The following is a 12,374-nucleotide window of genomic DNA, read 5'->3' as shown; positions in this document are numbered from 1 at the left end:
CTTTTGCGGGTGCAAAGGTATAACCTTTTTATTTTCCTACAAAATTTTTTATACATTTTTTTTTGAAGATTTTTTTAGTTACTTGATAATGAGATATGTATTTTTATATTAGTTCCTAAAAAATTATAGAAAAACTCTAAAAATATCCGAGACACAAGTCGCACGGATAAGAAAAAACGATAAATATGAGCTACAAGAAACTCATCTATAGAGTAGTAGCGCGATAGGCTAGTAAAAATATACATCTAAAAAAATTTAAGAACAAAAGAGCTTTGTTATAAATTATAGCAATGTCCCTTTACCTATCAGAATATTAGCGGAATAACAAGATATGCTACCAGCGCAGCTATCACTCCATATACCATCATAGGTACAACGGTAATTTTCATTATTTTCCCTTCGGCTTTATCAATGCCTAATACTGAACATACCGCAATAATATTGTTGATACACACCATATTACCCATCGCTCCCCCTACTGATTGTAAGGCGAGTATCAGAGGTACCGAAAGTCCTGTGGTATTAGCAACTGAGTATTGCACGGCTCCAAAAGTAAGGTTCGATACGGTGTTAGAGCCTGAAAAGAAAGACCCTACCGCTCCTAAATACGATGAAAAAATCGTCCAGTGACTGCCTGTGGCTTGTGCCAATCCGCGACCGATAATTTGCACCATAGAGTTTTCACCTCCCATCAGCATTACATTTACCATAATAAGCGCTCCTACCAAAGCCAAGAAAGGTTTCTGTATCTGCACAAAACTAGCCGAAAAAAGCTCTTTAGTTTGCTTCCATTTCAGCGAGAATAACGGAATGGAAATGAGTACTGTAACCACAAACGGAATAAGTGCAGGCACGTAGAGCAGTTTGTAGCTTTCATTTTCGCCCGTAGCAAAAATATTATTCAGTGAAAAAATAAGTCCTTTAGTAACCTCAAAATCGCCCAGATAACCCAATTTTATAGTAAACCACTCAGTTGTATCGTTCAAAAGTGCTTTTAGTGGAAGTTGTTTAATGCGGGTAAGTGCTAAAATGATAATGAGTGAAGCCGTAGGAAAAAGGGCTTTGATGAGTTCTGAAGATTTTACCTTCTCGTGATGTACTTCACGGTTGTCTGTTTTAGATAGTCCTATTCCTTTACTTGCAACCCCTACGGAGATAAAGAGGCCAATAGCCCCTCCTACCAAAGCGGGGAACTCGTAATTGAACCACGCAACAATCACGTAAGGCACCGTACACGAGAGAATACTAATGAGTATAAAAACTATATTCTTGCGTATCTGTTGCCACGATACAATCACCTTGAGTGCCATCACAGGAATTACAAAAGCAGCAAACAGATGCACAATAGCCGTAATCCTACCTATATCGGAAAGCTCGGAGTCAGAAATAGCTCCATTACCGATAAGCGTACCAAAACCAAACCACGTAGGGGTGCCCACCGCTCCAAACGATACGGGTACCGAGTTCATAATAAGTGTGAGAATAGCAACTTGCAACGGCTTGAAGCCTAATCCTACCAATAAAGGTGCTGCGATAGCCGCAGGCGTACCAAAACCACTGGCTCCTTCAATCATAAAGGCAAAAGCCCAGCCTATAATCATCAGCTGTGCCACAGGATTCGGACTGATGTTGCCTAACCAACGGCGCAACACATTCATTGCCCCTGTCATCTCCATCATTCGGTTGAAGAGCACCGCCCCAAATATCACCGTAATAGGCGTAGCTACCGATATGATAGCCTTAATAAAGTTAGCATTTACGGCTACAAAAGAGCCTTCAAAATAAGTTAGGTGCAACACATACACCAATCCTGCAATAAGCGGGAGTGCTATATACGAGGGAAGTGCGTTCTTTTTAACCATCAAATAGATGAGTAGCACTATCGGAAGAACGCTAAGAAATAAAGCCATAGGTTTCTTTTTTATTTTCTTTTGAGGGCAAAGATAGTGCTTTTTATTTAATATGCAAATATTACGAAAGAAATATGTTTTCGAGCGAAATAGCAAAGACAAAAGAAGAGTGAGCCTTCAAAAAGGCTCACTCTTCTTGAATAAATCCAAAAAACTTCTTTTCTACTGGAAGTCTAAATCGGCTTCTTTTCCGTATTCAATTTGCTTAATAATTACGTTATTCTTATTGGTATGTTCTCCTAGAGTGCCTGTAACAATAAGTTTGGTACCTGCTGTTTTCAGTTTGGCTTTAGTTTTTTTGGATAACGCTTTAAATACAGTACTAGTAGCATACACTTGTACTTCTGTTTTATCTTTGAATTCAAAGAAAGTACTACTGTCTTTTATTGTAATGACACCTTCTAATTTCACTTTTTTGTCTTTATATTTATTGAAATCAGCAACAGTAGCGGTAGCTACATTTAGCTCAGGAAGCTGTACTACTGGGGTATCACCAAATACAATATCACCTTCCACAGCATAAACCAATTGATGTACGGTATTTCCATTTACACTATAATCTTCAAATTTTCCTTTAATTGAAGTAAGCTTTTGTCCGTCAGTACCCAATTTAGTTTGAGCGTCTTTACTAAAAGATTTGAGATTAGGAGAGTACAACTGTATTTTATTACCATCCGAGAAAAGAACGTAAGATTTTCCACCTTCAACTTTTAGAGTGGCATTCTTTAAATTTACGTGCTTACCCACTTGGTAATCGCTGGCAAGAGTAGCGGTTGTAGCGTCTACATCTACATAAGTAATCGCAGCAGGCGCTTTTATAAATTCTATATCACTTTCTTTGCTGTACAGTATTTCTTTTACAACAGTACCATTTTTAAGGGCATAATCAGTAAAGACTCCTGTAACGTTTATTTCATAACCTTCTGTTGCCAATTTTTCTTTAGCTGCATCTGAAATAGTTACGCCCTTAGCTGAAAATACTTGTATTTCGGTACCATCTTTGAAAACGATGTAGGTTCTTCCGCTTTTTACTACTGTGGTACCGTGCAGTTTTACGGTTTTGCCTACTACATAATCAGCTACAGTAGCATTGCTCGCTTCTAAGGTCTCAACAGTTGTAGAGGTTTGTGTACCAGTTTGTGTACTGGTAGAAGTACCTCCTTTTACTACCAAATCAGCATAATTGCTTATCATAAATTGGTAATCTTTGTTAAATTTGGTAAGCACTCCTGTTACTTCGACTTCACCAGCAGGCACTTTCTCGTCTTTAAACTTAGCATAACTGCTAGTTCTGAAGATAATAGTCTTCCCATTAGCATCGGTAAGCTTGTAATTAGTGGCACCTCCAAGGGCATTGCTCTTGTCATAAAGTGTTTTACCTACGGCATCAGTAGGGAAATGTACCCCTTTAAGGGTAATGAGCTGGTCTACGTGTGCTTCGGTAGATACTTCTTGTATAGAGTTACTCACTTTGGCTAATTCGGCAACTGTTTTGCGCTCTCCTGTGTCAAACAAGTGTTTTTTATAAATCGCCTCAGCCATTGTGCCTACACTCACTCTTCCGCTTTTGGCAGTATAAGTGCCGTGACCTACCTCTATAGCACTGTTGTTAAGTTGAGTGGTAAGGTCTTTCAAGCGCAATTGTACTTTAGCTCCTACGGGGAACTCGGTATAAAGACCACTTTTGTCAATCGCTACTGAAAGTCCTTGATTCTTATCAGCGTTCTGTATATAAATTTTCTTGTAGAAGTTACCTCCCTCATCGCTAGATATTACATACCCCTCAATAGCTTCATCAGCAGTATAGGTAGCCACTGAGGCAGTTACTTTCGTGAGTACGTTAGCAAAACTTACTACTTGACCACTATAGTCAGGCAGTGGCTTTTTCCCGTTAGGATCGGGAATGTCATAATCGTCGTCCTTTACACACGATGTAATAGCGAATGCCGTAAGTAGGGCTATCGCTACTGGTTTTAATACGTTTAGTTTCATATGGCTATAAGTTTACAGTTATCAGTGTTTTGTTTTATTTTAAGGTTTGCTTATTGGCAATACCCTATAGTCCATTTCTTATTTTTCAAAGTTTGCTTTGTTTGCTGCTCTTCCGGACTGTCGATAATTTTAGGGTTCATATAAACAGTGCCCCCGCCGTTTTCGTGCATAGTGCTCACAACTTTCTTGAGTTTTTCGCCCGAAAATGTAAGATTAAAGCGTAATTCGGTGAGCTTTTTATTAGCGGTAAGATCTAAGCCAACAAGAGGTAAATTTGACACTTTTAAGTAAGTGAGTTGGGCGTTGTTGCGCAAGTTCACTTCTTTTATTTTATTATGGCTCATATCCAATCTTTCCAATGCGGTATTGCGAGTTACATCTAACGAAGTTACTTCATTGCGATCACATTTCAATAATGTTACCTTACCGTAAACTCTCACAGTATTGCCCTGTAGCCTATACTTTGCTGTAGTAGCACTTAGGCGAACATCAGTACCACTGTCATACACACCATTGTTGTTTAAGTCTACCCACACATCTTTTTTATCTGCTTCTTTGGCGTCTATTGTCAGTGTTATTTCGCTCCCCACCTTTTTATCAGTGGTAAAAATCATATAGGGTGTCCCTTTAGGATTGTTGGGGTCAGGGTTTGAATTATTGTCTTTAGAGCAACCTACTAATGCAATAGTTGCTACAAGGAGCACTAAAGCTCCTCTTCTGAAAATAGATTTTTTATTCATTATATTTATTAATGTTCAAATGAACAACGTTTTGTTTTGTTCTTACTCTACAATTGCCCACTAAGTAGGCAAGGCTACTTTTAAAACTTTACCTTTTATCTTTTACCTTTTCAAAGGCTCACCGCTAAGTTCACCATATAAGTACGTCCGTAACCCACAAAGTAACGATTGCCAAACGAAGGTACGCCTTGTGCGTTATCCTGTACCATCTTGCCGTAATTGGCAGTGCGCGATTGCTCAAAACCTCCTGAAAGGAATTGAGTGTCAAACAAGTTATTCACACTCACCATTAGGCTTACATAGGTTTTGTTGAGTCTCCACGACTTACCACCCACAAGATTTACCAAGAATACATCGTCCAAACGTTCTTGTTTGAGAAGCTTCCGAGCTAAGTCAGTATCAATATTAGTAAAAGGCGCTTTCGTGCTGGGGTCTATAAAGAACTGCGAAGTGCGGTTCAAAGCCGATAACGATACGTAGTTTTGTGCCAAGAAATTAGCCGTTGCCCCTATCCACCAATACTTAGGGTGGCGATATTCCAAACCTAATGAATAGGCTTGTTGCGGACCGCTGGGCACGTGGTAATTCTTCATCGTTACCTCATCAATAGCCTTGTTCACCTCTCCTGATGAAATGTAAAGCGACGGATTATTGATGTAAGTATATTGTCCTACCGAAGCTACTGCCGTAAGTCTAAGAGTAGGTATAAGTTGTGCTTCCGCTCCAAACTCCAACCCAAAATGGCGTTTCTTAATGCCTTCTACCGTTTGAGCCACAAAGTCTCTGTCTATTTCATCAGTAAGAGCCGTTTCAGTATAGAAGAAGTTTGTTTCCGCAGTATTCTCTATCTCGGTAAAGAACCCTGTAAGGCGTCCTTTTAGGTAAGGCATACGCAAAATATAGCTCGCATCGGCAGTGTAAGCCAATTCGTTCTTGATATTAGGCAACAAGCGATTAGAATTGCGTACATTTGCATAGATATTGCGCACTGATTGTGGTGTATTAAAATACCCCACGTTCGCTTGTAACAAATGGCGACCGGTAAGTGCGTAGGTAAGTCCAGCTTTGGTACTCATTCCGTTTTGCACTTGCATAGCACCCTTTCCGTAAGAATCAGCATAGAGAGGATAGTTGAACTTACCTTCGCGTTGGATATCAGTATAATGGTAACGTCCTGCTACAAATAACTCGACGTTTTTAAACGTAAATTCAAACTGCGAGAAAGCTTCAGCCACATTACTTTTAAGTGCATAAAAGTAATTCCACTTGTCGCCTTGCTTTTTCTTCATATCTGTTTCATCGGCATTGTAAGGCTTCCCTTCAAAGTAATCGTAGTTCATAAAGTAATCACCACCAAGCAAATCGTCTACTTCAGCAAAGTTATCAGAAGAAACATTGCGGTACACTACACCCGATGTCCATTTGATGTTTTCGTGAATAGGCGTAGAAAAGTTCACATTGGCTGAGAACGTGCGTTCGCGATTGATATCATTGCTCACAATAAAAGCACTGCGCTTATCGGTAGTGTTGTAGTTCGCCCGATAAAGCTCTTCCCAGTCCAGTTGCGAATGCGTTAAGAAATAGTCTTTCTGTAAGGCTGCCATCGTGGGGTCAGAAGGGTTTTGGTTTAAGTAATAACTTGGCAGAAGTTTATAGTAATTAGGCTCAGGATTTTGAGCATTCGAATAACTAATACGCGTATTACCTATTTCACCAAACTGATAGCCCAAGTCCACATTCAGGCGCGTGTCGTTTTTCAAATAGTTATAAGAGAAAACGAAGATAGGCTCTGAAACGATACGGTTACGCGAATTGCGCTTGTCGCCATTTTGTTTACCCCAAAAAGGATTGTATTGGTAGCCCATCAAATCGAGTACCTCACGAGTTAGTGGCGAGGTCTTACCGCGCTTCACTGGAGAAAACATTCCTATAAGGTTAAAGCTACTATGGTTATTAAGCTGATATTCTATTCCTGCTGCAAAAGCATAAGCGTTGTAGAGCGTACCGTCTACCCAACTACCCTGAGGCGCAAACCTGCGTGAAGCCGAAACCATATACGCCAATCCGTTGCGCTGTACTCCCGAGTTGTAAGTAGCCATCAGTCTACCAGTATAACTGCGGTTGCTGGCTGAAGTCGTTACGCGAAGCCCTGCACGATTAAGCGACGGACGTATATTGATGTAGTTAGACCCCATCAATCCACCAAAAGTATAGTCGGATTTTACCAATCCGTTGCTCATTTCTTGGTTGCGTGTAATGTCGTTAAGCCCTCCCCAATTCGCCCATTGGGCACGACCGTTTTCAAGTCGATTCATCGGGATACCGTTAATGAGCACCGTTACGTCTTTGGAGTCATAACCACGAGGTTTGAAGAACACCGAACTGAAATCGAAAGCCGCCCTACGCATAAACACGTCTTGTGAACTTTGCAAAAGTCCCGACATCGCATCAGCACCACTTTCGTCGTCTTCTAGTTCGCTTTCAGTAATCACTGCCAATTGCTCAGCTTCCTGCTGATAGTCACCCGAGAGGGAAACCGTAGGCACGGTGTAAGGATGAGTGTCTCCTAATGAAATGAGTTGCTCAGCACTGCTATAACCACTAAGGGAGAAGAGTAGCAAGTGTTCTCCTTCTGGCAATTGAAGCGTATACTTACCTTTACTATTGGTAACTGCTTCGCGCGGAGAAGTGCTTACACGCACTTTTACCCCTTGCAAAGGCTTGCTACTTAGTTCATCTATCACTGTTCCTTCCACTTTCACTTGCGAAAACGCCGAAACCGATACGAACAATAGCACATAGAGATATAATTTCCTTAACATAATACTATGAGGTTGATTTCTTTAAAATATGTGCCAAAGGTACAACAAAAAAATGAAATAGCAAAATAAACGAAATAAAATTATTTTAAAAGAGGTCAAATAGAGTATTATAGCTGTCATAGCTTTATATTTTCTTTAAGAAAACCCCACCCATTTTATCTCTTACCTTCATCTTTCCGTCATCATTTTTTAATTTGCTAATTCTCTAATTTGCTAATTTTTACTGCTCTTTTGGTATCTTTGGTAATTTTAAAACGGTCGTCTAAGCGCTTGCCTACCACCCACACAATATCCTCACCACTGCATAAAAGCACTTGCTCTTCGCGCTCTATTTGGGTGTATTTCTCATCGGTAAAGAACTTGCTGAGCTTCTTCTCGCTGTTCATTCCAAAAGGGTAAAACACATCGCCTTCTTTCTTATAGCGCAACATAAGTGGGTATTGCAATTTGTCGGCATCTACATATATTTCAGTAGGGATTGGATTTTTCACTTTCACCTTGCCCTCTATAAATTCAAAATGAAGATGAACGGGGTCGTATACCTCAGCCATATCTTCCGAAATCAGCAAACTTAAACTGCGTTTTGCTTCATTTGGTTTTAACCAAAGACAAGTGTTATCTTTTATGAGGATATGGGTAGGCGAAAGTACTTGTTTACCCGCTTCGGCATTCAGCAATAGGTTTTTGAGGTCTTTTACATTGCCAAATCCATAAGGGTAGAAGAGTTTATGTAAAACAAAGTCCAATTCAGGAACAACTTGTAGTTTTTCTATGTCTATTTGTATAGGATTATGTCCTTCAAAACAAGTTTCTTTGAGTTTTCCTATATAAAAGTCTATAAATCGCGCTGATTGGTGTAAGTATTCCTGCGTTTGATTAAAATTCTCTAAGTAATTAGGGTGTACTAATGCTAATTTCGGTATTATATCGTGCCGAATTACATTGCGCACGTATTTATTTGTTTCATTACTGCTGTCTTCACGCCATTTAAGGCGTTTTGCTTGGGCATATTCGTATATCTGCTGACGAGAGAATTGTAATAACGGACGTATGATAGTATCTTTTTCTTCTGGAATGCCTAAGAGCCCCTCTAAACCACTACCTCTGGAAAGGTTGATAAAGAAGGTTTCGAGGTTATCATTAGCGTGATGAGCCGTAGCGATAGCATCGCAGAAATGGGTGCTTGCCAGCTCATCGAACCACTGATAGCGCAATTCGCGAGCAGCCAACTGAGTATTCAACTGATGAGAACTCGCATATTGATGTGTATCAAAACGCTTTACTTCTAAAGGAACGCCAAGCTCCGCAGCAAAAGTGCGTACAAAAGCCTCATCGTCGTCACTTTCTGTTCCGCGCAATTGAAAGTTGCAGTGTGCTAAAAGCAGTTCTATACCGTGAGTGTACAGTAAGTGTGTGAGTACTACGCTATCGATACCGCCACTAATGGCAACCAATATTTTTTTCTCTTTAAGTTTTTTAATCTCAACATTCATAATTTATTCACCTCTTTTTAATTGCCCGTGTGGCTCACACTTATACCACTCCAAATCGGGCACTAGTATTCAGTTTACCGATAAGGCTTTTGGCAGTAGTACAAGGATATGCTTTTTTGCGATACTGACTGATGGGCTGAATCCCTACAAGACTATTGGTAAAGAACAGCTCGTCGGCTTTTTGAAGTTCAAAAGGTGAAATAGAGGTCTCTATCACCTCGTAGTCTTCGGTTTTATTAAGGGTTTTGATAAGCATCTTTCGGGTAATACCATTCAGTGCTCCATCGGTTAGTGGGGGCGTTTTTAAGGTATTGCCTTGCACTACAAAGAGGTTGCCGTTCAGCATTCCTGCAATACTCTTGTTGCTGTTCAGCAAGATGCAATTCTGATAGTCGTTTTCTTCGGCAAAGATACTGCCTAACACATTCACCGTGCGATTAATATGCTTTACATTTGCTAAGAGGTCGGGTTGTACAAAAAAGTCTTTAAAGAGTTCTACCTCGTAGGGTTCTTCGTTGAGTACATAGAAAGGATTGTTCATCACTTCGGTTTCTATGATATAATCTACCTCATTGGTAATGGGTGTATACTTACCCCCATCTTTACGGAAAACAGTAATACGCACTCGTACCGGATTATTTTCGAGGCTATTGGCTTTAATAAGTGTAAGGATTTCGTCTTCGAGGTACTCCATAGAGAATACCATAGGGATATCCATACGCAAGATACGCATACCTGCCATTAGGCGCAGGTAATGTTCTTCCCAAAAGATTAGTTTTTGGTAGCTGTATTTGCAAGTATCGAACACGCCATCGCCGTAGAGGAAAGCACGGTTTTTAATAGTTAAGACGGTATCGCTATCGGTAATGAGGTTACCGTTATAATTGAGTTTCATATTTAGCTTGCTCCTATTTTAGCTTTAAGGTCGTTTATTTGGAGCTCCCAAAGCTGTTTGGCTTCTTCTATTTCATTAGGGAGGGCAAAATCAGTAATGATAAGGGAGACTTCTTGAGTCATATCATTCACATTGATTTTGATTTCGAAATAAGTAGAAGCGTCGTTATCGTCTTCCCAATGGAAACGAATATGGTCGTCCAACTTTTTGCGCAATATCTGAGCTGCTTCTTCTACCCCATTCCATACAAAAGTGTAGATTTCTTCATTAGCGCGCACATCGTCGGCGTACCACGAAGCGAGACCTGCTGGGGTAGAGATGTATTGATAGAGCAATTGCGGAGAGGCGTTTACGGTAACTTCTAATTGATATTTTTCTTTTGTTTGCATAGGCAAATAGGGTATTATTACACTGTTTGATGGGCGCAATATACAACTATTTTTTGAAATAGCAAATTATTTTCCCCCTTTATCACCTGTGCGAGTTGCCCCACGAATAACGCTGAGGGTTTGTTGAGTAATACCTAATAGAGAGGCTATGTGTCCTAAGGGGGCACGCAGAAGTATTTGAGGATAAGTGTGCAAGAGGAGGTCATACCGCTCTTGGGCAGTTTGGAATTTTATAGTATGTAGGCGTTCAGTAAGCGATTTGATGGCTGACACTAATAGGAATCGCATTAGGCGTTCGAGTTCTTGGTGTTCGTTTACTACGCGTTCTACTTCGGGGAAAGAAGCTACCCATACTACACTGTCTTCCAGCGTTTCTAAAGAGAAGAGTAAAGGCTGGGAGAAATAGATATTTTCTACGGGAAAATAAAACATTTGTTCCAAAAGGAAGGTGTGGGTAATGTCTTTATCTTCTTTGTTATAAAACAGGCGCAAGAGTCCCTTTTCAACATAAAACAACTGCTTGGAATGTGAGCCTTCTTTGAGCAACAAGTGGTACTTTTTGTACTCTTGTTGCTCAAATAGGCTATTGATAAAAGCAAGTGTCTCGGTGTTGATTTGAGTTTCTTGGTGTAAGTACTCGGTGAGCGTCATTTTTGGGGTATGGCTATTGCATATTTTTAGCCTCGATGCTAAGAGTAGCGTGAGGTACTGCCATAAGGCGACGTTTATCGATGAGTTTACCTGTTACACGACAGATGCCATAGGTTTTGTTTTCGATACGGATAAGTGCATTCTTGAGGTCGCGTATGAACTTTTCTTGACGAATAGCCAATGCGGTATTTTCCTCTTTGCTGGTTACCTTAGAGCCTTCTTCAAAGGCTTTGAAAGTGGGAGATGTATCGTCGGTACCATTAGTGGCACTGTTCATATATGAACTCTTGATAAGCTCTAAATCGGTTTGTGCTTTTTTGATTTTTTCTTCTATAAGCGCTTTAAATTCTTCTAATTCCTTATCGGAATAGCGCACTCTGATGTTTCCTTCTTCCATAAAAATTATAGTACTTATTTAAATTGGGGCGTAAAATTAGTATTATTTTCAGAACTACCAAAATAAAAATGTTATTTTTTTATTTGGGATTATTATTTCTGATAAAAACGCACCCAATCTACGTACATTCTTACCGGTTTGGTAAAAGGTTTTACTTCGCCTACCCAGCTACCGCCTAATTGCATATCGATGCGCAACATATAGGGGCGAGCAAAGGGGAATTGCCCTTCACTTTCTTTCTCGGGCACACGTGCATAACTAAAAGTTTGTTTGCCGTTTACATAAAAGCGCAATTCATCGGTGTCGAGCTCTACGGCATAGATATTATAATCATCGGGGTTGATAGGAGCTGTAGCGGTGCTTTTAGGGGTGCGCTTGGTAGGGTCTTTTTTGCCCGCTTGGGTGTAAGTGGAGTGTACCGTATGGTGTACAAAAGGCTCGTAATTAAGTCGCTCGACGATGTCTATCTCACCACCCGTAGGCCAAGTAGCATTGGGTACCATCCAGATAGCAGGCCAGGCTCCTTGAGTGGCTTCGAGCTTACAACGGATTTCTAAGCGTCCTTTTTCGAAGTATTTTTTGTCCTTGGTAGAAACACCCCCAGTGATATATTTAGACTTGTCTTTGGCGGGGTCTGTACTGGGCTTGCCTAAGAGGATAAGATTGCCATTCTTTATCTCGAACAAACTAGGGTCTTGACTCATTGTTTTGCACCAATCGGCTTTTGAATCTGGGCAAGCCCACATTTTTGACCATATTTTGGTAGCAAAGATATCGTCGCGATTAAAATCGTCTTCCCAAACTAATTTCCACCCTCCTTTTTTTAAATAATCGTTATTTTCTTTTGTTGAAGGGTCTTCCTTTTCTTGCTGAGAGCAGGCTATGCTAATGCTCATCACGCATAAAATAATAAATATGTTTTTCATATTGATATTGTTTTAATTAAATGTAAATATAAGGGCAAAGGTACAAAATAATTTTTTATTAGCAAAAAGAAGGTGCGAGGCATTAGATAGGGAAATTAGAAAATTAGAGAATGAGAAAATTTGGAAATGAGGTGCGAGCCGCACGGGCAGGGAAATGAG

10 protein-coding genes are annotated in these 12,374 nt (G+C 40.2%); all 10 read right to left on the bottom strand.

Annotation, left to right across the window (positions count from 1 at the left end):
* Positions 1-305: 305 nt before the first annotated feature.
* The 10 genes from HMPREF9078_RS09075 to HMPREF9078_RS09030 all read right to left on the bottom strand — a co-directional run bounded on the left by HMPREF9078_RS09075 (position 306) and on the right by HMPREF9078_RS09030 (position 12,215).
* On the bottom strand, positions 306-1,910 hold the full coding sequence (locus HMPREF9078_RS09075) for an L-lactate permease (protein WP_009420393.1): 1,605 nt from the start codon (positions 1,908-1,910) through the stop codon (positions 306-308).
* Positions 1,911-2,072: 162 nt separating this feature from the next.
* Positions 2,073-3,902: a DUF5689 domain-containing protein gene (locus tag HMPREF9078_RS09070; protein ID WP_009420392.1), complete on the bottom strand. Its 1,830-nt coding sequence runs from the start codon at positions 3,900-3,902 to the stop codon at positions 2,073-2,075.
* Positions 3,903-3,952: 50 nt separating this feature from the next.
* A complete protein-coding gene (locus HMPREF9078_RS09065; RefSeq protein WP_009420391.1) occupies positions 3,953-4,642 on the bottom strand; it encodes a hypothetical protein in 690 nt (229 codons plus the stop codon).
* A gap of 110 nt (positions 4,643-4,752) precedes the next feature.
* Positions 4,753-7,464 carry a TonB-dependent receptor gene (locus HMPREF9078_RS09060; protein ID WP_009420390.1) on the bottom strand — a complete coding sequence of 904 codons (2,712 nt, stop codon included), beginning with the start codon at positions 7,462-7,464 and terminating at the stop codon, positions 4,753-4,755.
* 197 nt (positions 7,465-7,661) lie between these two features.
* On the bottom strand, positions 7,662-8,957 hold the full coding sequence (gene tilS, locus HMPREF9078_RS09055; protein ID WP_009420389.1) for a tRNA lysidine(34) synthetase TilS: 1,296 nt from the start codon (positions 8,955-8,957) through the stop codon (positions 7,662-7,664).
* A gap of 40 nt (positions 8,958-8,997) precedes the next feature.
* Positions 8,998-9,852 (bottom strand): aminotransferase class IV, encoded by an 855-nt coding sequence (locus HMPREF9078_RS09050; RefSeq protein WP_009420388.1) that lies wholly within the window; start codon positions 9,850-9,852, stop codon positions 8,998-9,000.
* Positions 9,853-9,854: 2 nt separating this feature from the next.
* Positions 9,855-10,241, bottom strand: coding sequence for an START-like domain-containing protein (locus tag HMPREF9078_RS09045; RefSeq protein WP_002673936.1), 387 nt, complete (start codon positions 10,239-10,241; stop codon positions 9,855-9,857).
* A 66-nt stretch (positions 10,242-10,307) separates the two neighbouring features.
* On the bottom strand, positions 10,308-10,892 hold the full coding sequence (locus tag HMPREF9078_RS09040) for a Crp/Fnr family transcriptional regulator (protein WP_009420387.1): 585 nt from the start codon (positions 10,890-10,892) through the stop codon (positions 10,308-10,310).
* Positions 10,893-10,905: 13 nt separating this feature from the next.
* Positions 10,906-11,289 carry a TraR/DksA C4-type zinc finger protein gene (locus HMPREF9078_RS09035; RefSeq protein ID WP_002673934.1) on the bottom strand — a complete coding sequence of 128 codons (384 nt, stop codon included), beginning with the start codon at positions 11,287-11,289 and terminating at the stop codon, positions 10,906-10,908.
* A 92-nt stretch (positions 11,290-11,381) separates the two neighbouring features.
* A complete protein-coding gene (locus tag HMPREF9078_RS09030; RefSeq protein ID WP_009420386.1) occupies positions 11,382-12,215 on the bottom strand; it encodes a glycoside hydrolase family 16 protein in 834 nt (277 codons plus the stop codon).
* Positions 12,216-12,374 lie beyond the last annotated feature (159 nt).

The organism is Capnocytophaga sp. oral taxon 380 str. F0488 (genome assembly GCF_000318255.2).
GTDB lineage: Bacteria > Bacteroidota > Bacteroidia > Flavobacteriales > Flavobacteriaceae > Capnocytophaga > Capnocytophaga ochracea.
Note: the sequence above shows the minus strand (reverse complement) of the source record. Positions and strands in the feature narration are given on the sequence as shown.